20 protein-coding genes and 1 pseudogene are annotated in these 22527 nt (G+C 70.0%); 9 read left to right on the forward strand and 12 right to left on the reverse strand.

What is annotated here, in order from left to right; genetic code table 11:
* Positions 1 to 486, reverse strand: a pseudogene (locus QR78_RS19015) (porin family protein); the annotation flags it as partial.
* 223 nt (positions 487 to 709) lie between these two features.
* On the opposite strand from QR78_RS19015, the gene QR78_RS19020 reads away from it, so the two are divergent.
* The 3 genes from QR78_RS19020 to QR78_RS19030 all read left to right on the forward strand — a co-directional run bounded on the left by QR78_RS19020 (position 710) and on the right by QR78_RS19030 (position 3984).
* Positions 710 to 946: a hypothetical protein gene (locus QR78_RS19020; RefSeq protein WP_048429136.1), complete on the forward strand. Its 237-nt coding sequence runs from the start codon at positions 710 to 712 to the stop codon at positions 944 to 946.
* A 263-nt stretch (positions 947 to 1209) separates the two neighbouring features.
* Positions 1210 to 2796, forward strand: coding sequence for a DEAD/DEAH box helicase (locus QR78_RS19025; protein WP_048429137.1), 1587 nt, complete (start codon positions 1210 to 1212; stop codon positions 2794 to 2796).
* A 123-nt stretch (positions 2797 to 2919) separates the two neighbouring features.
* Entirely contained in the window at positions 2920 to 3984 is a 1065-nt protein-coding gene (locus QR78_RS19030) for a GGDEF domain-containing protein (protein WP_048429138.1), read from the forward strand.
* Between the two features lie 48 nt (positions 3985 to 4032).
* Here the strand turns inward: QR78_RS19030 and sufA are convergent, their stop codons facing one another.
* On the reverse strand, positions 4033 to 4413 hold the full coding sequence (gene sufA, locus QR78_RS19035) for a Fe-S cluster assembly scaffold SufA (RefSeq protein WP_048429139.1): 381 nt from the start codon (positions 4411 to 4413) through the stop codon (positions 4033 to 4035).
* 135 nt (positions 4414 to 4548) lie between these two features.
* On the opposite strand from sufA, the gene QR78_RS19040 reads away from it, so the two are divergent.
* On the forward strand, positions 4549 to 5142 hold the full coding sequence (locus tag QR78_RS19040) for a Uma2 family endonuclease (RefSeq protein WP_244276459.1): 594 nt from the start codon (positions 4549 to 4551) through the stop codon (positions 5140 to 5142).
* Between the two features lie 6 nt (positions 5143 to 5148).
* On the opposite strand, the gene QR78_RS19045 is transcribed toward QR78_RS19040, so the two are convergent.
* The 6 genes from QR78_RS19045 to QR78_RS19070 all read right to left on the reverse strand — a co-directional run bounded on the left by QR78_RS19045 (position 5149) and on the right by QR78_RS19070 (position 11750).
* Positions 5149 to 5538: an SUF system Fe-S cluster assembly protein gene (locus QR78_RS19045; protein WP_082171856.1), complete on the reverse strand. Its 390-nt coding sequence runs from the start codon at positions 5536 to 5538 to the stop codon at positions 5149 to 5151.
* Positions 5539 to 5545: 7 nt separating this feature from the next.
* Positions 5546 to 6790, reverse strand: coding sequence for a cysteine desulfurase (locus QR78_RS19050; protein ID WP_048429140.1), 1245 nt, complete (start codon positions 6788 to 6790; stop codon positions 5546 to 5548).
* A gap of 57 nt (positions 6791 to 6847) precedes the next feature.
* Positions 6848 to 8167, reverse strand: coding sequence for a SufB/SufD family protein (locus tag QR78_RS19055; protein ID WP_048429141.1), 1320 nt, complete (start codon positions 8165 to 8167; stop codon positions 6848 to 6850).
* Between the two features lie 2 nt (positions 8168 to 8169).
* Positions 8170 to 8922 (reverse strand): Fe-S cluster assembly ATPase SufC, encoded by a 753-nt coding sequence (sufC, locus tag QR78_RS19060; RefSeq protein ID WP_048429142.1) that lies wholly within the window; start codon positions 8920 to 8922, stop codon positions 8170 to 8172.
* A gap of 113 nt (positions 8923 to 9035) precedes the next feature.
* On the reverse strand, positions 9036 to 10505 hold the full coding sequence (gene sufB, locus QR78_RS19065) for a Fe-S cluster assembly protein SufB (RefSeq protein WP_048429143.1): 1470 nt from the start codon (positions 10503 to 10505) through the stop codon (positions 9036 to 9038).
* Positions 10506 to 10574: 69 nt separating this feature from the next.
* A complete protein-coding gene (locus QR78_RS19070; protein WP_048429144.1) occupies positions 10575 to 11750 on the reverse strand; it encodes a cysteine desulfurase family protein in 1176 nt (391 codons plus the stop codon).
* A 253-nt stretch (positions 11751 to 12003) separates the two neighbouring features.
* Between QR78_RS19070 and QR78_RS19075 the strand changes: the two genes are divergently transcribed.
* Positions 12004 to 12660 (forward strand): alpha/beta hydrolase, encoded by a 657-nt coding sequence (locus QR78_RS19075; protein ID WP_048429145.1) that lies wholly within the window; start codon positions 12004 to 12006, stop codon positions 12658 to 12660.
* 231 nt (positions 12661 to 12891) lie between these two features.
* Here QR78_RS19075 and QR78_RS19080 read toward each other — a convergent pair whose 3' ends face one another.
* A complete protein-coding gene (locus QR78_RS19080; protein ID WP_048429146.1) occupies positions 12892 to 13845 on the reverse strand; it encodes a polyphosphate kinase 2 family protein in 954 nt (317 codons plus the stop codon).
* Positions 13846 to 13927: 82 nt separating this feature from the next.
* Here QR78_RS19080 and QR78_RS19085 point away from each other — a divergent pair, with 82 nt between their 5' ends.
* Positions 13928 to 14521 carry a histidine phosphatase family protein gene (locus QR78_RS19085; protein ID WP_048429147.1) on the forward strand — a complete coding sequence of 198 codons (594 nt, stop codon included), beginning with the start codon at positions 13928 to 13930 and terminating at the stop codon, positions 14519 to 14521.
* A 202-nt stretch (positions 14522 to 14723) separates the two neighbouring features.
* A complete protein-coding gene (locus QR78_RS19090) occupies positions 14724 to 18821 on the forward strand; it encodes a Pls/PosA family non-ribosomal peptide synthetase (RefSeq protein WP_048429148.1) in 4098 nt (1365 codons plus the stop codon).
* 6 nt (positions 18822 to 18827) lie between these two features.
* Here the strand turns inward: QR78_RS19090 and QR78_RS19095 are convergent, their stop codons facing one another.
* The gene (locus QR78_RS19095; protein WP_048429149.1) at positions 18828 to 19679 is read right to left on the reverse strand and encodes an EamA family transporter; all 852 of its coding nucleotides are present in this window, start codon (positions 19677 to 19679) and stop codon (positions 18828 to 18830) included.
* Positions 19680 to 19852: 173 nt separating this feature from the next.
* On the opposite strand from QR78_RS19095, the gene gcvA reads away from it, so the two are divergent.
* Positions 19853 to 20749, forward strand: a complete 897-nt coding sequence (gene gcvA, locus QR78_RS19100) for a transcriptional regulator GcvA (protein ID WP_048429150.1) — start codon at positions 19853 to 19855, stop codon at positions 20747 to 20749.
* 12 nt (positions 20750 to 20761) lie between these two features.
* On the opposite strand, the gene QR78_RS19105 is transcribed toward gcvA, so the two are convergent.
* Positions 20762 to 21151 (reverse strand): DUF3775 domain-containing protein, encoded by a 390-nt coding sequence (locus QR78_RS19105; protein ID WP_048429151.1) that lies wholly within the window; start codon positions 21149 to 21151, stop codon positions 20762 to 20764.
* Positions 21152 to 21300: 149 nt separating this feature from the next.
* On the opposite strand from QR78_RS19105, the gene QR78_RS19110 reads away from it, so the two are divergent.
* Positions 21301 to 22050, forward strand: coding sequence for a sulfate transporter family protein (locus QR78_RS19110; protein WP_048429152.1), 750 nt, complete (start codon positions 21301 to 21303; stop codon positions 22048 to 22050).
* A gap of 11 nt (positions 22051 to 22061) precedes the next feature.
* Here QR78_RS19110 and QR78_RS19115 read toward each other — a convergent pair whose 3' ends face one another.
* Positions 22062 to 22457 (reverse strand): DUF2306 domain-containing protein, encoded by a 396-nt coding sequence (locus QR78_RS19115; RefSeq protein ID WP_048429153.1) that lies wholly within the window; start codon positions 22455 to 22457, stop codon positions 22062 to 22064.
* Positions 22458 to 22527 lie beyond the last annotated feature (70 nt).

Genomic DNA, 22527 nt, shown 5'->3' on the forward strand with positions numbered 1-22527 from the left:
CGAGATGCCGTTCGGGTTGAAGACGAGCGTGCCCGGGTTGATGCCGGCGCCGGCCGCGGTGGCGAAGGCGTAGCGGTTCCGGTCACGGCCGAAATCGGCGTACTGGGCATCGGCCTCGAGGCCGACGACCACGCCCGAGCCCGGGGTGAACTGGTAGTTGTAGCCGATCTGGCCGCCGCCGACGAAGCCGTCGTTGCTGTTGCGGTTGCCGAAGGCGAGGACGCCGGTGGTCGGGACGCCGGCGCCGGTCACGAAGACGCTGCTGGCGGCGTTGACGCCGGCCGGCACGCCGACGACGGTCGGGGCGCGGGTGTCAGCGGTGTTGAAGCCGTAACCGGCGTTGAAACCGGCGTAGAAGCCCGTCCAGGTGAAGACCGGCACCGGGGTGAAGACCGGCGGGGGGGCCACGCGGCGCGGGAGGTCGGCGGCCGAGGCGGCGGCGGACAGGCCGACGAGGGCCACGGAGGCGAGGAGGATCTTCTTCATTGTCTGACTGGTCCTGATTGGCGAGAGCCGGCGCGCTTCTATCCCCGGTCGGTCACCCGGTCTGTCGCATTCCTGCAACGAGGACAGGGTTTACCCCTCCACCCGTCAACGAACCGTGAATCGGCGGCGACCTGCGCCGGAAAAAATCGAGCCAGTGCGGTCACTTGGCATTAACCATGGTGCCGCAGCCTCACACCCGACGACATCCACCGAGGCAATCGCGATGGCCGGTTCCGGGCGCCCTTCCCTCCTCCGCCATACCTGGGCGATGGCCTTCCTCGTCGTTCTGGTCTCGCTCGCGGTCCTTCGCGTCCTCGCCCCGCCCGGCCCGGAACCGGCTGCCCTCGCGGGAAAGACGATCGCGTTGCGCGGGCTCGTCGAGCCCGAGACGACCGGGTCGATCGCCGGGGAGGCCGCCCGGACCCGGCTCGATCCCTGCACGGCGGGACCCCGTCCCTGATTTCCCGGCATTTCCGCGCGCGGGAGCGGCGCGTGCATGACGGTCATCACCGGACAAATGACGGCGGACACTTGACAAGCGGGCGCGCATCGGGCGTGTCCTGCGTGCGGTCGCGTGCCCGACGCGACGGAGCAATGGCGTGAACGTCCCGCCTCGGATGACCGGCGCGGGACTGGCTGCGAAACGACTTTGCCTCCCGGCCGTTGCCGCGACGGTTTCTCCGCGCCGGCCCGATCCGCCCGCGCGCAACGGTTCTCCTCAGGATGTCATTCGCCGAACTGGGTTTAAGTGAGAAGGTCCAGCAGGCCGTCGAGGCCGCGGGCTACACCACGCCGACCCCGATCCAAGCCCAAGCCATTCCGCACGTTCTGGCACGGCGCGACGTGCTGGGCGTCGCCCAGACCGGCACCGGCAAGACGGCGGCCTTCACGCTGCCGATGCTCACCCTGCTCGAGCAGGGCCGGGCCCGCGCCCGGATGCCGCGCACGCTGATCCTCGAGCCGACGCGCGAGCTCGCCGCGCAGGTGGTGGAGAACTTCGAGCGCTACGGCTCGAACCACAAGCTCAACGTGGCGCTCCTGATCGGCGGCGTCTCGTTCGCCGACCAGGACATGAAGATCACCCGCGGCGTCGACGTGCTGATCGCGACGCCCGGCCGGCTCCTCGACCATTTCGAGCGCGGCAAGCTGCTGCTCACCGGCGTCGAGCTTCTCGTCATCGACGAGGCCGACCGGATGCTCGACATGGGGTTCATCCCCGACATCGAGCGCATCGTGAAGATGGTGCCGTTCACCCGCCAGACGCTGTTCTTCTCCGCGACGATGCCGCCGGAGATCCAGCGCCTCGCCGACGACTTCCTGCACAATCCCGTCCGCATCGAGGTGGCGCGTCCCGCCTCGACCGCCACCACCATCACCCAGCGCCTCGTGGCGACGGGCGGCGAGGGGCACCAGAAGCGCAAGACCCTGCGCAAGCTGATCCGGGCGGCGGAAGAGCTGAACAACGGCATCATCTTCTGCAACCGCAAGCGCGACGTCGCGCAGCTGCAGAAGTCGCTGGCGAACCACGGCTTCAACGTCGCGGCGCTCCACGGCGACATGGACCAGCGGGCCCGCATGGCGGCGCTCGACGCCTTCCGCTCCGGCGAGGTGCCGCTGCTCGTCGCCAGCGACGTCGCGGCCCGCGGCCTCGACATCCCGGCGGTGAGCCACGTCTTCAATTTCGACGTTCCGCACCATGCCGAGGACTACGTCCACCGCATCGGCCGCACCGGTCGGGCCGGCCGCGCCGGTGCCGCCTTCACGCTGATCGGCCGGGGCGACGAGAAGTCGCTCGCCGCCATCGAGACCCTGATCGGCCAGCCGATCGCCTGGGCGGAGGGCGATCTCGCCAGCCTGCCCGACGAGGAGCCCGGCGAGTCTGACGACCGCCGCCGCCGGGGCGGTCGCGGCCGCCGCGAGGAATCGCGCCGGGACGAGGGACGCCGCGAGGAAGGCGGCCGCCGGGACGAGACGCGCCGGCGCCGCGCCCGCAGCCCCCGTACCGAGGAGGCCGCTCCCGCCCGCCGCAACGGCGAGGCGCAGGCGTCCGACGAGCGGCCCGCCGCCGAGGAGCGTCGTCCGCAGGACGCTCGGTCGCAGGAGGCCCGCTCGTACGAGCCCCGCTCGCAGGAGCGTCGTCCCCAGGACGATCGCCGTCCCCGCGCCGAGCGGGCCTCCAGCCGCCGCAACGACCGAGGCCGCAGCCAAGACGACGACGCGATGCCGGACGCCGTGGTGGGTCTGGGTGATCACGTTCCGGCCTTCCTGCTACGGCCGGTTGTGCTGAAGAAGCGCAAGGAATCCGAGTAGACCCCGGTTTTTTGCCTGGCCGGCGCTCCGGGAGCGCCGGCTTTAACTGCTTCTCCACGGAACGAGCGTAAACATCGCGGAACGGTGCCGGCATGAAGCCGGTGCCCAGCGCGGAGACGTTCGATGCCTGACCTGAGCAGCGCCGACCTCGATCGGAGCTTCTTGTTCGGTCAGCGGGCGATGGAGCTGATGAAGGCGTACCGCTCGTCGGCGACGCCGCGCAGCTACGCCGTCTGGTACACGTACGTCGCCGGCCTCAACCCGCAGCTGACCGAGACCGTCAAGCGCCTCACCGCCGAGCACGGCGCGCTGACCGACAACGCCGTCGATCACCTGTTCGAGACCTATCTCGACGGCCGCCGGCTCTCGAGCGAGACCGAGCGGGCGAGCAACGGCGTGCTGGCCGAAATCGAGCAGATCATGGAGATGCTCGACACCGCGCTCGGTTCGACGGCACGCTACGGCGCCTCGCTCCAGGCCTTCAGCCAGGACCTCGCCGCCCCGGCGGTGAACCGGGCCCGGGTGCGCGAGATCATCTCCTCGCTCGTCGTGACCACGCGGGACGTCGCGGCCAACAACCGCACCCTCGAAGCGCGGATGCGGGAGAGCCGCAACGAGATCGAGACCCTGCGCGAGACCCTCGAGGCGGTCCGGGTCGAATCCCTGACCGATCCCCTCACCGGCATCGGCAACCGCAAGCACTTCGAGGAAATGCTGCACAAGGCCGTCGACCATTCGGCGGTTCAGGGCCAGCCGGTCTGCCTCGTGGTCCTCGACATCGACCACTTCAAGCGCTTCAACGACCTTTACGGCCACCTCACCGGCGATCAGGTGCTGCGCCTGGTGGCGATGACGATGCGCGAGAGCGTCGAGACCCGCACCACGATCGCCCGGTTCGGCGGCGAGGAATTCGGGATCATCCTGCCGGATTGCGACCGGACCAGCGCCCGCGAAGTGGCCGAGAAGGTCCGCACCAGCGTCATGGGCCGCGAGCTGGTCAAGCGCTCGACCGGCGAGAGCCTCGGCCGGATCACGATCTCGGTCGGCGTCGCGGTCTACCGGCGCGGCGACACCGCGGTGTCGCTCCTGGAGCGCGCCGACCACTGCATGTTCACCGCCAAACGCTCGGGCCGCAACCGGGTCGTCGACGACGGCACTTCGGCCGACACCATGAACGACGTCGCCTGAGCCCCGAGGGGCCGAGGCGGCGAGGGGCCGCCCCGGAGGACGCTGCCCTCAGGCGTGGGCGGCGTTGAGCGCGTTGGGGTCGACGGGCGTGATCGCGACCGACTCGCCGCAGCCGCAGGCCGAGGTCTGGTTGGGATTGTTGAACACGAACTGCGACGACAGCTTCGTGGTCTGGAAATCCATTTCCGTCCCGAGCAGGAACAGCACCGCTTTCGGGTCGATGAAGACGCGCACGCCCTTGTCCTCGACCACGTCCTCGCCGGCTTTTCGCTCCTCGGCGTATTCCATCGTGTAGCTCATCCCGGCGCAGCCGCCGTTCTTGACGCCGACGCGCAGGCCCGCGATCGGGCGTTCGGCGTCGGCCATGATGCCCTTGATCCGCGTGGCGGCCGCGTCCGTCAGCGACATCACCTTGAAGCTCGGTGCCATGGTCAAAACTCTCTCCGGCGGCCGGGTTCAAGGCCCGGGCGGTTGAGGCGTGAGGTTACGTCTCGGAAGATAAGCATCCCGTTGCCGATGGTCCACCGGAGGGATGTGCTAGGATGAGACCGCACGGAGGCGGCCGTGGCGGATGCGGCGCGGCAGCGGATGACGCCGGAAGAATTCTTTCGCTGGCAGGAGGGCCAGGACGAACCCTTCGAACTCGTGGACGGCGTCCCGGTGCCGAAACACCGGATGATGACCGGGGCGAGTATCCAGCACGATCGGGTGACGGTGAACGTCATCGTCACCCTGGGCACTCAGCTTCGCGGCTCGCGCTGCCGGCCGACGACCGACGACGTTTCGCTCCGCACCAGCATCACGACGATCCGACGGCCCGACGTCACGGTCGAATGCGGCGAACTGGTCTACGACACCCATGAGTCCCGGGAGCCGCGCCTCGTCGTCGAGGTTGCCTCTCCCTCCACCACTGCCGTCGACCGGACCGTGAAGCTGGAAGAGTACAAGCGCCATCCGACGCTCCGGTACATCCTGCTCTTCGAGACGGTGGCTCCGGTCGCCCTGCTCTACCGCCGCGAGGCGGAGGGATGGCAACCGGAGCGGTTCGAAGGCCTCGACGCCGTCATCACCTTGCCGGAGATCGGCGCGAGCCTGTCCCTCGCCGATGTCTATGAGGGCCTTACCTTCGCACCGCGCATCACCGACGCGATGCGCTGAACCGGCTCACCACATGTCCAGCGCGATGCGGGCCTCGTCGGACATCCGGCTCTGGTCCCACGGCGGGTCGAATACCATCGTGACGCTGCAGCCGGCGATGCCCGGCACCGCCGAGACGGCGTTCTCGACCCAGCCCGGCATCTCGCCGGCCACCGGGCAGCCCGGGGCGGTGAGCGTCATGTCGATGGCGACGTTGCGGTCGTCGGCGATGTCGACCCGGTAGATCAGGCCGAGCTCGTAGATGTCGGCCGGGATCTCCGGATCGTAGACGGATTTCAGCGCCGCCACGATGCCGTCGGTCAGCCGATCCATCTCCTCCGGCGGGATCGCGGAGGCGCTCACCTGGGCGTTCAGCGGTGGGGTCGTCGCGCCGGTCGCGGCGGGGGTATCGGTCATGGGGTCCTCACGCAAACATCCGTTCGGCCCGGGTCAGGGCCGAGACGAGGGCGTCGATCTCCGCCGTCGTATTATACAGGCCGAACGAGGCGCGACAGGTGGAAGTGGCACCGAACCGCTTCAGCAGCGGCATGGCGCAGTGGGTGCCGGCCCGCACCGCGACGCCCTGGCGGTCGATCACGGTCGCGACGTCGTGGGCGTGCGCGCCCTTCATCTCGAAGGCGATCACCGCGCCCTTGGTCTGGGCCGTGCCGATGATCCGCAGGCTGTTCATCCCGCGCAGGCGCTCCTGGGCGTAGGCCAGCAGATGCGCCTCGTGGGCGGCGATGCGCTCCCGGCCGAGGCTCATCATGAATTCGAGCGCCGCGCCGAGACCGATCGCTTCGATGATCGCCGGGGTGCCGGCCTCGAACCGGTGCGGGGGCGCGTTATAGGTGACGCGCTCCTCCTCGACGATCTCGATCATCTCGCCGCCGCCCTGGTAGGGAGGCAGGCGCTCCAGCCACTCCTTCTTGCCGTAGAGCACGCCGATCCCGGTCGGCCCGTAGACCTTGTGGCCGGTGAAGACGAAGAAGTCGCAATCGAGGGCCTGGACGTCGATCGCCTGGTGGACCGCGCTCTGCGCCCCGTCGAGCAGCACCGGCACGCCATGGGCATGCGCGATGCGGACGATCTCCTCGGCCGGGGTCACCGTGCCGAGGACGTTCGACATATGGGTGATCGCCACCATCTTGGTGCGCGGCGAGAAGAGCTTCTCGTATTCCTCGACCAAAAAGTTGCCCTCGTCGTCGACGGGGGCGAACTTCAGCACGGCGCCGCGGCGCTCGCGCAGGAAGTGCCAGGGGACGATGTTGGAATGGTGCTCCATGATCGACAGGATGATCTCGTCACCCTCGCCGATCAGGCCGGCCCAGCCCATGCTGCTCGCCACGAGATTGTAGGCCTCGGTGGCGTTGCGGGTGAAGATGATCTCGTCGGTGGAGCGGGCGTTGAGGAACTGGCGCGTCGTCTCGCGAGCGCCCTCGAAGCCGTCCGTCGCGGCGTTCGCCATGAAGTGCAGGCCGCGATGCACGTTGGCGTAGGCCGTCTCCATCGCGCCCGACATCGCGTCGATCACCGCCCGCGGCTTCTGCGCCGAGGCCGCGTTGTCGAGGTAGACCAGCGGCTTGCCGTAGACCTGCTGCGACAGGATCGGGAATTGCGCCCGGATCGCCTCGACGTCGTAGGGGGTCTGGAGGACGGGTGCGTTCATGTCGGGCTCTCGTGCGTACGGGGGCGGGCCGGCCCGCTCGGGCCGGCCCCGTCGTCGTCAGCCGCGGCGAGCGAGCCAGGCCTCGGTCTCGGCGATCATCGCGGCGCGGGCCCCCTCGTGGGACACCGCCTCGATCGCCTCGCCGAGGAAGGCCTGGACCAGCAGGCTCTCGGCCTGAGGCCGCGGCAGGCCGCGGGCCATCAGGTAGAACAGCAGGTCGTCGTCCGGCGCGCCGCAGGTGGCACCATGGCCGCAGGCCACGTCGTCGGCGAAGATCTCCAGCTCCGGCTTGTTCATCATCTGCCCCTCGTCGGTGAGGAGGAGGCAGTCGGACTTCATCTTGCCGTCGGTCTTCTGGGCGATCTGGCGGACGATGATCTTGCCCTGGAACACGCCGGTGGCGTCGCCGTCGATGACCGTCTTGAACTGCTCGCGGCTGATGCCGCCGACGGCGGCATGGTCGGCGAGCAGCGTCGAGTCGGCGAGCTGGCCGTCGCGGATCATCGCGGCGCCGTTGACGGTGGCGGTCGCGTCGTCGCCTGCAAAGTGCAGGTAGAGCTGGTGGCGCGACAGCACCGCCCCGGTCACGACGTTGACGGTCTCGATGTGCGAGCCGGCGCCGAGGCGGGCCGAGACGGTCGAGAGCGCGATCGCCGCGTCGCCCTCGATGTTGAGCCGGCTGTGCAGCACGCGGGCGCGGTCGCCGATCACGACATCGAGGACGTCGTTGGGCTGGTAGGCGATCCCGTCCGGGCCCTCGTGGCTCTCGAGGATCGTCACCTCGGATTCCTCGCCGGCGACGACCAGCACGCGGGTCGCGGTCGAGAACGGCGCCGAGCCGGTGCCGACGAAGCGCAGGTGCAGGGCGCGCTCGATCTTGGCGCCGGCCTCGACCCGGATCACCGCCCCGTCCGCCATGAAGGCGGCGTTGAGCTGGTAGATCGGGTTCTCGCGGGTCTGCTCGACCGGAGCGAGATGGTCGAGGAGCGGATGCCCTTCGGCCATGGCCTTCGCGAATGTCACCACCTCCAGGCCCTCGGGCAGGCCCGAGAGGTCGGAGAGCGCCGCGACCAGATGGCCGTTGACGAAGGTCAGGCGCGCGGCCTCGATCCCGGCAAAGCCCCGGGCGGTCTTGACCGCGTTGCGCGCTGTCTCGGCGTCGGGGACCTCGGCCGGCGGGGCGGCCTCGCGCACGGCGGCGCGCAGGTCGGTGTACTTGAAGGCCTCGACGCGGCGGTGGGGCAGGCCCGCCGCCTCGAAATAGCGAAAAGCCTCCTCGCGGGCGATGGCCGCGCCGGGGAGCTTGAGCCGCTGGACCTCGAAAAGCTTCGACAGCCCGGTCTCGGCGGCGGTGCGGAGGGTCGTGACGTCGGCCATGGTCACGCGGCCTCGTTCGACCGGTACTCGGCGTAGCCCGAGGCCTCGAGCTCGAGGGCGAGCTCCTTGCCGCCGGACTTCACCACGCGGCCCTGCGCCATGACGTGCACGGTGTCGGGCACGATGTGGTTGAGCAGCCGCTGGTAGTGGGTGATGACGAGGAAGCTGCGGTTCTGGGCGCGGAGCGCATTCACGCCCTCGGAGACGATGCGGAGCGCATCGATGTCGAGGCCGGAATCGGTCTCGTCGAGGACGCAGAAGCGCGGCGACAGCAGCGCCATCTGGAGGATCTCCATGCGCTTCTTCTCGCCGCCGGAGAACCCGACATTGAGGGCGCGCTTGAGCATCTCGCGGTTGATCTCGAGCTTGTCGGCGGCCGCGAAGACCTGGCGCATGAAATCGGGGGTGGTCAGTTCCTCCTCGCCGCGGGTCTTGCGCTGGGCATTCATCGCAGCCTTGAGGAAGGTCATCGTGCCGACGCCGGGGATCTCCAGCGGGTACTGGAAGGCCAGGAAGATGCCGGCGGCGGCGCGGGCATCGGCCTCCATCTCCAGGATGTTCTCGCCGTCGAGCAGGATCTCGCCGTCGAGGACCTCGTAGTCCTCCTTGCCGGCGATGACGTAGGACAGGGTCGACTTGCCGGAGCCGTTCGGCCCCATGATGGCGGCGACCTCGCCGTCGTTGACGGTCAGGCTGAGGCCGTTGAGGATGCGCTTGTCCTCGATGTTGACGACCAGGTTCTTGATCTCGAGCATGGTAGAAAAGTCCTGACGGGAGCGCGGGCCGAGCGTGCGGCGCCGCGTCCGTGATGGGCGGTATCGGGTAGGGAGCGGCTCCCGGCGCGTCGCCGGGAACCGTGAAGGGGTGATCAGCCCACCGAGCCTTCCAGGCTGATCGAGATCAGCTTCTGGGCCTCGACGGCGAATTCCATCGGCAGCTGCTGCAGCACGTCGCGGACGAAGCCGTTGACGATGAGCGCGGTCGCCTCCTCCTCGGAGAGGCCGCGCTGCAGGCAGTAGAACTTCTGGTCCTCGGAGATCTTCGAGGTGGTGGCCTCGTGCTCGAACACCGCCGAGGCGTTCTTCGACTCGATGTAGGGCACGGTGTGCGCGCCGCACTGGTCGCCGATCAGCAGCGAGTCGCAATTGGTGAAGTTGCGAGCGTTCTTGGCCTTCTTGTGGGCCGAGACGAGACCCCGATAGGTGTTCTGCGACCGGCCGGCCGAGATGCCCTTCGAGATGATCCGGCTCGTCGTGTTCTTGCCGAGATGGATCATCTTGGTGCCGGAATCGACCTGCTGCATGCCGTTCGACACCGCGATCGAGTAGAACTCGCCCCGAGAGTTGTCGCCGCGCAGGATGCAGGACGGGTACTTCCAGGTGATCGCCGAGCCGGTCTCGACCTGCGTCCACGAGATCTTCGAGTTCACGCCGCGGCAATCGCCGCGCTTGGTCACGAAGTTGTAGATGCCGCCGCGGCCCTCGGCGTCGCCCGGGTACCAGTTCTGGACCGTCGAGTACTTGATCTCGGCGTCGTCGAGAGCGACGAGCTCGACCACCGCGGCGTGGAGCTGGTTGTCGTCACGCTTCGGGGCGGTGCAGCCCTCGAGATACGAGACGTACGAGCCCTTGTCGGCGATGATCAGCGTGCGCTCGAACTGGCCGGTGTCACGCTCGTTGATGCGGAAATAGGTCGACAGCTCCATGGGGCAGCGCACGCCCGGCGGGATGTAGACGAACGAGCCGTCGGAGAACACCGCCGAGTTCAGCGTCGCGAAGTAGTTGTCGGTGACCGGCACGACCGAGCCGAGGTACTTGCGCACCAGTTCGGGATGCTCGCGCAGGGCCTCCGAGATCGGCATGAAGATCACGCCGGCCTTGGCGAGCTCGGCCTTGAAGGTGGTGGCGACCGAGACCGAATCGAACACCGCATCGACGGCGACGCGACGCTCGGGGGCGATGCCCTCCAGCACCTCGACCTCGCGCAACGGGATACCGAGCTTCTCGTAGGTCTTCAGGATCTCGGGGTCGATCTCGTCGAGCGACTGCGCCGCCTTGCGCTTCGGCGCGGCGTAATAGTAGAGCTCGTCGTAGTTGATCTTGTCGTACTCGACCCGTGCCCAGTTCGGCTCCTTCATGGTGAGCCAGCGGCGATAGGCGTCGAGGCGCCATTCGAGCATCCACTCCGGCTCGTCCTTCTTGGCCGAGATGAAGCGGATCACGTCCTCGGAGAGGCCCTTCTCGGACTTCTCCATCTCGATCGTGGTCTCGAAACCGTACTTGTACTGATCGACATCGATGGCGCGAACGCGATCGACCGTCTCCTGCACTGCAGGCATACCCGTCTCCTACCGCTTACGGCTTCAAGGGCCGCGAGGTGATGACACGGCCGGATGCGAGGCACGCGCTCACGCGGCCCGCTCCCGGCGCTTATATAGGGATGAAACCAGCCGATCGAAGGCCGCGAGGAACCTTTCCCCGTCCTCTTGCCGGCTGTTCCACCCCAAACTCATGCGCAGCGCCCCCGCGGACAGGGTCGCATCGACCCCCATCGCCGCGAGCACGCCGGAGCGCGAAACCTTGCCCGAGGCGCAGGCCGCCCCGGACGACACCGCCACCCCGTCGAGGTCGAGGGCGATGAGGGCCGTCTCCGCCTTAAGGCCCGGCACCGCGAGGCAGAGCGTGTTGGGCAGGCGTCCGGCGCCCTCCCCGAACACCACCGCGTCGGGTGCCCGCGCCCGCACCCCGGCGGCGATCCCGTCGCGCAGGGCGGCGAGGCGGACCGCTTCCCCCGGCATGGCGGCGAGCGCCAGTTCGGCGGCGAGGCCGAACCCGACGATGCCCGGCAGGTTCTCGGTTCCGGCCCGCAGCCGCGCCTCCTGGCCGCCGCCGCGGATGAAGGCCGGCTCCAGGCCCGCTCCCTCCCCGAGCACGATCGCGCCGACGCCCTTCGGTCCCCCGAGCTTATGGCCGGAGAGCGTCACCGCATCGGCAGCGAATATATTGCGCCCAATGGAAATTCGTCCAGCGGCTTGGACCGCATCGGTGTGCAACAAGGCGCCGTGCTGGCATGTCAGCGCCGCAACCCTCGCCAGGGGCTGGATCACCCCCGTCTCGTTGTTGGCGGCCTGGACCGAGACCAGCGCCGTCGTACCCTCCCGCGCCAGCGCCACGAGCCGCGCCTCCAGGACGTCGAGGCGCAGCACGCCGTCCGCATCCACCGGCAGGATCTCGGTCGCCTCGGGGGCGAAGGCGTGGCCTTGCAGGCCGCAGGGGTGTTCGGTCGCACCGATCAGCAGCCGGGTCGGAGCCGGCAGGCCGCGGCGTCGCAGGGCGCCCGACAGAACGGCGTTCGACGCTTCGGTGCCGCCGCTGGTGAACACCACCCGGGCCGGCGCCGCCCCGACGAGGGCCGCGACCTGAACGCGGGCCGCCTCGATCGCCGCCCGGGCGGCGCGGCCCTCGCGGTGGATCGAGGACGGGTTGCCGGGAAGCTCGGTGAGCGCGCGCGCGACCGCAAGCGCAACCTCAGGCTTCACCGCCGAGGTCGCGTTGTGGTCGAGATAGGCGCGCTCGCGCTCCATGCGCTGAATTCCTTTGCCTTTCCCCCCGGGGGCCGTGCTAAGGCCCGCCCCGGACACGCGTAATCAGACGGTGCGTGCTCACCGGCGCGAGGCGCGGGATTGCGGCACCTGTTGTTTAGAATGGTTCTAGTGATCTAGAACTGTTCTAAGGGTGCTTTTATGGGAGACGGAACCCGAGTCAAGGTTCCGGCCCGGCATCCTCGCCCGCCTGCGCCGCACTCACGCACCCGGAAGCCTTAACGAGAGGTGGTTCATGCCCGAGGTCATCTTCGCCGGTCCCGCCGGTCGGCTCGAGGGGCGCTACCAGGCCCCCAAGCAGCGGGGCGCCCCGATCGCCATCGTGCTGCACCCGCACCCGCAATTCGGCGGGACGATGAACAACCAGATCGTCTACAACCTGTTCTACACGTTCGCGAATCGGGGCTTTGCGGCCCTGCGCTTCAACTTCCGCGGCGTCGGCCGCAGCCAGGGCGCGTTCGACCACGGGGTCGGCGAGTTGTCGGATGCCGCCGCCGCCCTCGACTGGGTGCAGGCGGTGAACCCGGAGGCCCGGGCCTGCTGGATCGCCGGCGTGTCGTTCGGCTCCTGGATCGGCATGCAGCTGCTCATGCGCCGCCCCGAAATCGAGGGTTTCATCTCGATCGCCGCGATGGCCAACCGCTACGATTTCAGCTTCCTGGCCCCCTGCCCCTCGTCGGGCCTGTTCGTGCACGGCTCCGAGGACCGGGTCGCGCCGGCCCGCGAGGTGATGCCGGTGATCGAGAAGGTGAAGACCCAGAAGGGCGTCATCATCGAGCACCAGATCGTCGACGGCGCCAACCACTTCTTCGACGGCAAGGTCGACGAGCTGACCCAGACGGTCGACACCTACCTCGACAAGCGTCTCGGCAAGCGGGACGAGGCGGCGTGATCTGCTGAAGGTCCTCGTTCTTGCGGCGACTGATTCACCCTCCACGTCATCCTGGGGCTCGCCCAAGGCGAGAACCCGGGATCCATAGCCGCTGACGATGCCGGAGATGGTGGCCGGCATCCCGCTCCAACCTGCACCGTCGGCGGTTATGGATCCTGGGTTCCGCTTTCGCGGCCCCGGGATGATGCGGAGGATGTCCGGTTCGCGTCGGGAAGCCGGGTCCGTTCGGCCTCAATCCGGCACCGTGATCCCAGCCAGATCCGCCGTCTGTTCCGGGAAGCGCGGATCCATCGCCTCCAGGGTGTCGGCGACGAGGCGGGCGACCGCGAGGTTGCGGAACCACTTCCGGTTCGCCGGCACGACGTGCCAGGGGGCGAGCCGCGTGCCGCAGAGGGTCAGCGCGTCCTGGAACGCGCCCTGGTAGGCGTCCCAGGATTGGCGCTCGACGAGGTCGGCCGGATCGAATTTCCAGTTCTTGGTCGGATCGGCGAGGCGGGCGTCGAGCCGCTCCTTCTGCTCGGCCTTCGAGATGTGCAGGAAGATCTTGAGCACCGTGGTGCCCGAGAGGGTGAGCAGGCGCTCGAAGTCGTTGATGAGGTCGTAGCGCGGCCGCCACACCGCCTCCGGCACCAGCTGCTTGACCCGGACGATCAGCACGTCCTCGTAGTGGCTGCGGTTGAACACCCCGATCATGCCGCGGGCCGGCACCTGGCGGTGATAGCGCCATAGGAAATCGTGGTCGAGTTCCTCGGCGCTCGGCGTCTTGAACGACGCGACCTGGCAGCCCTGCGGGTTCACGCCCTCGAAGACGTGCCGGATGGTGCCGTCCTTGCCGCCGGTGTCGATCGCCTGGAGCACCACCAGAAGGCTGCGCTTGCGCTCGGCATAGAGCCGTTCCTGCAGGTCGCGGATGCGGCCGCGCACCTCCGTCAACTCCGCTTCGGCCTGCGCCTTGCCGTCGGAGGAGCCCGGCGCGTCGGGGTCGATCTCGGCGAGGCGGCACGGCGCTTCGGGCCGCGACTGGACCACGCCCGGGGGCGGCACCGGCATCGTCGCGCCGTGCTCGGCGAGGAAGCCGGGGCTCGCCGCCGCCAGCAGCCCGGCCTCGTTCGCCCAGGCGGCCGAGGACGGCCGCGGATGGCCGGGAAGCGAAACCGTCTTGTCTTTCGGGTTCTTCTTCGACATCGGAAGGCGGGGGCTCGGGCGAGGAACGGCGTGTGCAGGCGATAACGACAGCGAAGCGGGGCCGTTCCGAAAGGGCCGGCCGGTGATCCGGGCACCGATCTATTTCGTGCGCCACGGCGAGACCGACTGGAACGCCGAGGGCCGGCTCCAGGGGCAGCGCGACATCGCGCTCAACCGCAAGGGCGTGGCCCAGGCCGCCGAGGTCGGCGAGCGCCTGGCGGGCCTCGTCGGCGGCGACGTCGCCACCCTGCCCTATCTGTCGAGCCCGATGGAGCGCACCCGCCACACGATGGAGGGCCTGCGCCGGTCGCTCGGCCTCGACCCCGCCGGCTACACCACCGATCCGCGCCTGCGCGAGATCGGCTTCGGCGCCTGGGAGGGCCTGACCTGGAAGGACGTGCGCCGGAGCGATCCGGCCCGCTCCCAGGCCCGCGACCGGGACCGCTGGGGCTTCTGTCCGCCGGGCGAGGGCGCGGAGAGCTACGCCATGGTGGCCGAGCGGGTGCGGCCGCTCCTCGATTCCCTCGACGGACCGACGATCATCGTGGCGCATGGCGGCGTCGCCCGCGCCGTCATGGTGACGCTCGGCGTCGCGAACCCCGAGGAGGCGCCCCACCTCGAGATCCTGCAGGGCCGGGTCCTCGTGCTCGAGGCGGGCGGGCGGCGCTGGGTCTGATCCCCGCCGGAGGTTTTTGGGACGGCCCGTGCCGTGAACCGGCGCCGGTGCCTTGAACCGGCCCCGGTTCTCGTCCACCTCCCCGTGCACCGCCCGTCCGCTACCTGACGCGGGCGAGACCCGTCCGCCGGCCTCCATCCCGGAGCCGCGCCGGCGCCCTGGTTAAGCTCAATGGCCCGAGGCGGGCCAGCGGAGTCGCTTGATGAACCACACCGCCGGGACCGTTCGTCCGTCCAGCCCCGGGACGCGCCAGACGGCCGTTCCGCCCACGGGCGCGGCGGTGCTGCGCGGCCCCGTGCGGCCGGACCTGATCCGCGACGAGGTGCTGGCCGAGATCTTTCGCGACACCGCCCGGGCGCGGCCCGATCACCCGGCGCTGATCGACGCGGCGAGCGGGTCCGACGCGGCGTCCCGCACCCGCCTGACCTATGCCGAGGTCGATCGTCGCTCCGACGCGATCGCCGCGGGCCTCGCGGCCCGCGGCATCGGGCCCGGCGACGTGGTCGGCCTGTGGATGGCGCGCTCCCTCGACCTGCTGGTGGCGCAGATCGGCATCACCAAGGCGGGCGCGGCCTGGCTGCCCTTCGATGCCGAGGCGCCCTCCGACCGGGTCGCCGTCTGCCTGAAGGATTGCGACGCCAAGGCGTTGGTCGTCTCGCCCGCCCTCAAGGACAAGGCGCCGGCCGAGGCCTGCCCGGCCCTCACCCCCGACGAGATCGCCGCGGGAGCCGGCGGCCCGGCGCCCGACCTGCGGGCCGCCGGCCTCACCCCCGAGCACCCGGCCTACCTGATCTACACCTCCGGCTCGACCGGCGTGCCGAAGGGCATCGTCATCAGCCACCGCAACATCTGCCACTTCCTGCGCTCGGCCAACGACCTCTACGGCGTTGCCAGTGACGACGTGGTCTTTCAGGGCGCCTCGGTCGCCTTCGATCTCTCGATGGAGGAGATTTGGGTTCCGTATCTCGCCGGTGCGACCCTGTTCGTGGCGAGCCCGGCCCAGATGGGCGACGCCGAGGCCCTGCCGGACATCCTCAACGAGGCCGGCATCACGGTGCTCGATACGGTGCCGACGCTTCTCGGCCTGATGACCAAGGACGTGCCTGCCTTACGGCTGATCCTGCTCGGCGGCGAGGCGCTCCCCGAGCCGCTGATCGCCCGCTGGGCTACCGGCTCGCGAAAGCTGTTCAATACCTACGGGCCGACCGAAGCGACCGTCGTAGCGACCGCCGCCGAGATGAAGCCCGGCGACCCCGTCACCATCGGTGGGCCGATCGCCAACTACACCGCCTACATCGCCGACGAGGCCCTGAACCTCGTCGGGCCCGGCGTGCAGGGCGAACTCCTGATCGGCGGTCCCGGCATCGCCAAGGGCTACCTCGCCCGGCCGGAACTGACGGCGGAAAAGTTCGTCGCCAACCCGTATGGCGGCGACGGGTCGGACCCGGTGCTCTACCGCTCGGGCGACGCGGTCTCCCTCGATTCCGCCGGCCGGATCGTCTTCCACGGCCGCATCGACGACCAGGTGAAGGTCCGCGGCTTCCGGGTCGAGCTCGGCGAGATCGAGTCGCGGATCCGGGTCCAGCCGGGCATCGCCTCGGCGGCGGTGGTGCTGCGCCAGGATGACGGCGTCGACCGGCTGGTGGCCTTCGTGGTTCCCGAGCGGGGCACGGAGTTCGATCGCGGGCGCCTGCGCGCGGCGCTCGCCGAGACGATGCCGCCCTACATGATCCCGGCGCATTTCGAGGTGGTGGAGAGCCTCCCCGTGCTGGCCGCCTCCGGCAAGGTCGACCGCAAGGCGCTTCGCGCCCGGCCGCTCGCCGTGGTCGAGACCTCCGGCGAGCAGGAGGAGCCCCGGGACGAGACCGAAGCCGCGTTGCTCGCCGCCGCCCACACGGTGTTCGGCAACCAGCCGATCCCGTTCGAAGCCGACTTCTTCAACGATCTCGGCGGCCACTCGCTGCTTGCCGCCCGCTTCGTCTCGGCGGTGCGGACGGTGCCGGCGCTCGCCGCGATCACGCTCCAGGACGTCTATAACGGGCGGACCTTGCGGGCGATGTCCGAGACCCTGATCGCCCGCACCGGCGGGGCGGGCGCGGCCGCCGCGACCCACGACCTGTCCTTCGAGCCGCCGCCGCTCATGCGCCGCTTCCTGTGCGGTCTCGCGCAAGCCGCCGTCCTGCCCTTCGTGATCACGCTCGCCACCGCGCAGTGGCTCGGCATCTTCGTCACCTACCTGCTGATCACCGGCGGCGAGCTCGGCTTCTTCTCCGAGATGGCGGTGCTGCTGCTGGTCTATATCGGCCTCAACGCCGCCACCGCGCTGATCGCCATTGCGGTGAAGTGGCTGGTGCTGGGGCGGACCAAGCCCGGGCGCTACCCGCTCTGGGGCACCTACTATTTCCGCTGGTGGCTGACCCAGCGCCTGACGCCGCTGGTCCACGTCAAGTGGCTCCAGGGCTCGCCGATGATCCGCATCTACCTGCGGCTGCTGGGCGCCAAGGTCGGCGAGGATGCGCTGATCTCCGACATCGAGATCGGGGCGCCGGATCTCGTCAGCATCGGGCGCGGCGCCTCGCTGGGGGGCCGGCTGACGCTCGCCAATGCCGAGGTGGTCGGCAACGAACTGGTCATCGGACCCGTGTCGATCGGCGACGACGTGGCCATCGGCACCTCCTGCGTCGTCGGCTACGACACCCGGATCGAGGACCACGCGGAACTGGCCGACCTCACCACCGTGCCGTCCGGGACCGTCGTCGGCCGCGCCGAGGCCTGGGACGGCTCGCCGGGCCGCAAGGTCGGCATGGTCGATCTCTCGGAGATCCATCCGGAGCCCGAGGTCTCGGCCCAGCGCCGGGCCGCGTTCTTCGCGATCTACGCCGTGCTGCTGGCGGCGATCCCGGCGGTCGGCCTGCTGCCGATCTTCCCGGCCTTCTACATCTTCGACCAGATCAGCGATTCGCTGGCGACGATGACCGACGTGGATTACCACTGGTACCTGCCGTTGCTGACCTGGCCGACCGCGATGCTGATGACCGCCGGCACGGTCGGGCTCATCGCCGGCATCCGCTGGCTGGTGCTGCCGCGCCTGCGCGAGGGCAGCTACTCGATCCATAGCGGCGTCTACCTGCGCAAATGGGCGGTGGCGCTCGCCGCCGAGGTGACGCTGGAAACCCTCTCGTCGCTCTTCGCCACGGTCTACATGCGGGCCTGGTACCGGCTGATGGGCGCCGGGATGGGCCAGGGCGCCGAGATCTCGACGAACCTCGCCGGCCGCTACGACCTCGCGGAAGTGGGCGCGCGCAACTTCATCGCCGACGAGGTCGTCTACGGCGAGGAGGAGGTGCGCCGCGGCGTGATGGAGCTGGCCCCGGTCCGCACCGGGGCCCGGGTCTTCGTCGGCAACGACGCGGTGGTGCCGCCCGGCGCCATCATTCCGGACGACGTGCTGATCGGCATCAAGTCGAAGCCGCCGGCCAACGACCGCATGGCGCCCGGCGAGACCTGGTTCGGCTCGCCGCCGATCAAGCTGCCGGTCCGGCAGAAGGTCGATCTCGGCCAGGCCCAGACCTTCGAGCCCGGGATCTGGCCGCGGGTCCGCCGCGGCGTGTTCGAGGCCTTCACCTCCTCGTTCTCGCCGATGCTGTTCATCACCTTCGCCATCCTGGCGATCGACTTCATCTTTTACCCGGCGATCCTGGCCGGCGACTGGGGCGGGCTCGCCGTCGGCTTCGTCGCCACCAGCGTGGTGATCGCGGTGCTGCAGACCCTCGTGGTCATCGCCGTGAAGTGGCTGCTGATGGGCCGCTACGAGCCCGGCATGCACCCGATGTGGTCGTGGTGGGCGATGCGCACCGAGGCGGTGGCGGTGATGTACTGGGGTCTCGCCGGCAAGGTGCTGCTCGAGCACCTGATGGGCACGCCGTTCCTGCCCTGGGTGCTGCGGCTGTTCGGCACCCGCACCGGCGAGGGCGTGTGCATGCTCGCCACCGACATCACCGAGTTCGATTGCGTCACCATCGGCGACTTCGCCTCGGTCAACCGGATGTCGGCGCTCCAGACCCACCTCTACGAGGACCGGGTGATGAAGGTCGGCCGGGTCGAGGTCGGCCGCGGCGTCAGCGTCGGCGCCTTTGCGACGGTGCTCTACGACACCAAGGTCGGCGATTACGCCCAGCTGCGCCCCCTCACCATCGTGATGAAGGGCGAGAGCATCCCGGCCAATTCCCGCTGGGAGGGCGCGCCGGCGGTGCCGGTGGTGCATCGGGCGCCCGAGCCGCACCGCGCGGCGGCGGAATAGCCGCCCTCACCCGGCGGGGTAGGCCAGGCAGGCCGCCCCGCCGGCGATCGCCAGGCAGGCGGCGATCCGGCGGGCGGTCAGCCGCTCGTTCAGGAAGAGCCGGCCGATGAGTGCGGCGTAGACCACGCTCGTCTCGCGCAGCGCCGAGACGACGCCCATCGCGCCGGACTGCATCGCCGCGATCACGATGCCGTAGGCGACGATCGAGACGAGGCCGCCGCCGAGCGCCGCCATGGTCTGGCCGCGCGTGTAGGCCGGGGGCCGCTGGCGGCCAAACAGGTAGATCACCGGCGTCGTCACGCTCCAGAGCAGGAACATGCTGTTGGCGTAGGCGAGGCTGTTCCCGGCGAGCCGCACCCCGATTCCGTCGACCACCGTGTAGGCACCGATGAGCGCCCCGGTGACGAGGGCGGCCGGCAGGAATCCCCCCGTCCTTTGGCCATCCGGCGGACGCCCGCCCTGGAGAGCCAGGGACAGGATCCCGCCGGAGACGAGGGCGATGCCGATCACCGCCGGGACGGTCAGGCGCTCCTGCGCGAAGGCCGCGGCGCCGAGCGCGACCAGGACCGGCGAGGACCCGCGCGAGACCGGGTAGATCTGGCCCAGCTCCCCCGACCGGTAGGCGCGCACGAGGGAGAGGTTGTAGGCCGCGTGGATCACCGCCGAGGCGACGATGTAGGGCCAGCTCGCCGGGGCGGGCCAGGGCAGGAACGGCAATGCGGCCGCACTGGCGCCGCCGACCGCGATCATCATCAGCGTCATCGACCACAGCCGGTCGCTGCCGCCGCGCAGCACCGCATTCCAGCCGGCGTGCAGGATCGCCGCCAGCGTGACGCCGGCCAGGACGAGGGGTGTCATGGGTGGTGGCCCGAATCCAGCCTGCGCAGCGCGAGGCGATGAGATGACGGCCGACTCGCGATAGAGAGCCGTCCGTAAGGATCGGGTGAGGCTAACTGTTGCGAACCGGCGCGACAAACCAGTAATCTGCGGCAACAAGATCAGAAAAACTCTTCTGAGAGGAATTCGCGTCGATGCCGCGGTCCCTGCCCCCGCTCAATGCCCTGCGGGCCTTCGAGGCCGCCGCCCGCCGCGGGAGCTTCAAGGAGGCTGCCGGCGAGCTCGGCGTGACCCAGGGCGCGGTCGGCCAGCATGTCCGCGTCCTCGAAGGATGGCTGGGCGCGCCGCTGTTCACCCGCCACAACCGGCGGATCGTGCCGACCGACGCCGCCCGGTCGTACCTCGCCGGGATCGGCCCCGCCCTCGACCGGATCGCCGCGGCGACGGAGCGGTTCGGACAGGACGACCGGGCGGTGCTGCGGGTCAGCGCCCCGGCGACCTTCGCGCTGCGCTGGCTGGTGCCCCGGCTGGCGCGGTTTCGCGCGGAGCATCCGGGTGTCGAGGTCCGGCTCGAGACCTCGAACGCGTCGCCCGAAGCCCTCGGCGATCCGTTCGACGTGATCATCCGGGGTGGGCCCGACACGTTCTACGGCTTCAGGGCCGCGCCCTTCCTGGCCGAGGAGCGCCTGCCGGTCTGCAGCCCGGTTCTCATGGACCGGATCCCGCTGCGGCGCTGCGAGGACCTCGCGCGGCACACGCTCCTGCACACGCTGAGCCTGCCGCGGCTCTGGGCCGATTGGCTGGCCCGGGCCGGCCGGGCCGGGCTCGACCCGGCCGCGACAGTGGTCCTCGACCACTTCTACCTGACGCTGCAGGCGGCCCTCGACGGGCTCGGCGTCGCGATGGGGCCGACCGCCCTGGTGGCGGACGACCTGGCGCGGGGCCGCCTCGTCGCGCCGTTCGCCGGACCGGCGCTGCCGGCCCGGAGCTACTGCACCTATCTCCCCGAGGAGCGGGCGAACGACCCGCTCGCCCTTGCGTTCCGTGCCTGGCTGGAGCGCGAAGGCGATGTCGGGGTACGCCTCGGGTAGCGCGGGCCAGGATCAGACGGTGCTGCTCAGGCCCATCGCCGCCATCCCCTCGTCGAGAAGGTCGCCGACATTCGGGATGCCGAGCAGGTAGTCGGCGGTACGGGTGCCGGCGGCCTCGCGCTCGCGGGCGAGCCGCACCGCATCGGGAAACTCTTCGGGCTCCATGTCGCCGCGACCGACGAACAGGAGCGCCACGAGGTCGGCGCGCTCGTCGTCGTTGAGGCCGGCGATCATCTCGCGCAGCTCCTCCTCGGTGGCGTCGTCGGTGCCGTCGACCAGCACGTCGCGGGCGCCGTCGTCGATCGGGTTCGAGCCGGAATCGGGATCGCTCAGGCCCTCCTTCACGTCGAGGGCGCGGGCCCGCAGGATGAATTCACTGACCTTGTCTACGGCGATGTCCATCGGTCGAGCCTCCTCGCGGCGCGGGCGCCATGCTGTGGTGCCTCAACCCGCGAAGCGAGGCGCGGTTCGCCCGCCGCACAGGTTGCCCCTGGACGACGGGGCCGTTCGACATCAAGTGAACGGCGGCGCGGTCCATCCCCGAGGCTTCGATGCTCATCAACGCCGCCTTCGCGGCCCTGCGGCAGGTCTTTTCCCCGCCGCTCCGCCAGATCCTGTGGAAGTCCCTCGGCCTCACGGTCGGGCTCCTGGCCCTGATCTGGTTCGGCCTCTCCAAGGGCATCGCGGCGCTGATCGCCGCCCACCCGATCTCGACCGACTACGCCATGGTCAACGCCGTGGCGTCGTTCCTGGCCGGGGCCGGGCTGTTCGTCGGCCTCGCCTACATCCTGCCGCCGGTCTCGATCCTGGTTGCAGGCTACTTCCTCGACGATGCCGCCGCGATCGTCGAGCGGACCGACTTCCCCGACGAGGTGCCGGGCCAGGCGATGCCGCTCGGCCAGGCGATGCTCTACACGGTGCGCTTTGCCGGCCTCGCGCTCGCCGTGAACCTCGCGGCCCTGGCGCTGCTGCTCGTGCCGGGCATCAACGTGGCGGCGTTCTTCCTCGCCAACACCTACCTGCTCGGGCGCGAATATTTCGAGCTCGCCGCCGCCCGGTTCCGGCCCCTCTCGGAGGCGGGCGCCATGCGGCGCCACCACAGCGCCACCGTGATGCTCGCCGGGGCGCTGCTGGCCGGGCTGATGCTGGTGCCGATCGTCAACCTGATCACGCCGCTCTTCGGCATCGCCCTGATGGTCCACGTCCACAAGGGCCTGAGCCGCGACCGCCTGCTGCGGGCGCCGCAGACGCGGCCGCCGGTGGCGATGGATCGCGACCGGCTCGGTGCGGGGCGGCGCTGACGCGCCTGCCCTCACCCGAACACGACGCGGCCCATGATCCGCCCGGGCGACAGGGTGAACAGGCCCGTGATCACCAGCGCCCCGAGATAGAGCGCGATCATGGTCCAGCGATGGGCCGCGATCTCGCCGTGGCGTGCGTGCCGCACGCCACGGACCAGAGCCGCCAGCGTGAACACCGACAGGAGGTGGATCCAGCTGAACGGTCCGAACTGGCGCAGGCCCGAGATGCCGAACGAACTCAGCGCCACCACCGCCATCAGCCCGACCCAGACCCGGCCCATCCACCGGTGGCATGCCCCGCCCCGCTCGAGCCCGAATTGAAGGGTCCCGAGCACCAGGGCGGCGATGGCTGCCGCAGCGTGGGCCTGGATCGTCGGCGAGGCCTGGAGCAGCGGCTGGAGGGTCATGGCGGACACCCGATCCACGGTGTACCCCGGCTGTCGCGGCTTGCGGCGGCGTCCGGCGCGCGTATGTTGA

It is taken from the genome of Methylobacterium indicum, from assembly GCF_001043895.1.
Lineage (GTDB): Bacteria > Pseudomonadota > Alphaproteobacteria > Rhizobiales > Beijerinckiaceae > Methylobacterium > Methylobacterium indicum.

Bases quoted from the DNA above. Each gene is read 5' to 3' on its own strand.
- QR78_RS19020 (WP_048429136.1), top strand. From the start codon at position 710: ATGGCCGGTTCCGGGCGCCCTTCCCTCCTCCGCCATACCTGGGCGATG.
- QR78_RS19025 (WP_048429137.1), top strand. From the start codon at position 1,210: ATGTCATTCGCCGAACTGGGTTTAAGTGAGAAGGTCCAGCAGGCCGTC.
- QR78_RS19030 (WP_048429138.1), top strand. From the start codon at position 2,920: ATGCCTGACCTGAGCAGCGCCGACCTCGATCGGAGCTTCTTGTTCGGT.
- sufA (WP_048429139.1), bottom strand. From the start codon at position 4,413: ATGGCACCGAGCTTCAAGGTGATGTCGCTGACGGACGCGGCCGCCACG.
- QR78_RS19045 (WP_082171856.1), bottom strand. From the start codon at position 5,538: ATGACCGATACCCCCGCCGCGACCGGCGCGACGACCCCACCGCTGAAC.
- QR78_RS19050 (WP_048429140.1), bottom strand. From the start codon at position 6,790: ATGAACGCACCCGTCCTCCAGACCCCCTACGACGTCGAGGCGATCCGG.
- QR78_RS19055 (WP_048429141.1), bottom strand. From the start codon at position 8,167: ATGGCCGACGTCACGACCCTCCGCACCGCCGCCGAGACCGGGCTGTCG.
- sufC (WP_048429142.1), bottom strand. From the start codon at position 8,922: ATGCTCGAGATCAAGAACCTGGTCGTCAACATCGAGGACAAGCGCATC.
- sufB (WP_048429143.1), bottom strand. From the start codon at position 10,505: ATGCCTGCAGTGCAGGAGACGGTCGATCGCGTTCGCGCCATCGATGTC.
- QR78_RS19070 (WP_048429144.1), bottom strand. From the start codon at position 11,750: ATGGAGCGCGAGCGCGCCTATCTCGACCACAACGCGACCTCGGCGGTG.
- QR78_RS19075 (WP_048429145.1), top strand. From the start codon at position 12,004: ATGCCCGAGGTCATCTTCGCCGGTCCCGCCGGTCGGCTCGAGGGGCGC.
- QR78_RS19080 (WP_048429146.1), bottom strand. From the start codon at position 13,845: ATGTCGAAGAAGAACCCGAAAGACAAGACGGTTTCGCTTCCCGGCCAT.
- QR78_RS19090 (WP_048429148.1), top strand. From the start codon at position 14,724: ATGAACCACACCGCCGGGACCGTTCGTCCGTCCAGCCCCGGGACGCGC.
- QR78_RS19095 (WP_048429149.1), bottom strand. From the start codon at position 19,679: ATGACACCCCTCGTCCTGGCCGGCGTCACGCTGGCGGCGATCCTGCAC.
- gcvA (WP_048429150.1), top strand. From the start codon at position 19,853: ATGCCGCGGTCCCTGCCCCCGCTCAATGCCCTGCGGGCCTTCGAGGCC.
- QR78_RS19105 (WP_048429151.1), bottom strand. From the start codon at position 21,151: ATGGACATCGCCGTAGACAAGGTCAGTGAATTCATCCTGCGGGCCCGC.
- QR78_RS19110 (WP_048429152.1), top strand. From the start codon at position 21,301: ATGCTCATCAACGCCGCCTTCGCGGCCCTGCGGCAGGTCTTTTCCCCG.
- QR78_RS19115 (WP_048429153.1), bottom strand. From the start codon at position 22,457: ATGACCCTCCAGCCGCTGCTCCAGGCCTCGCCGACGATCCAGGCCCAC.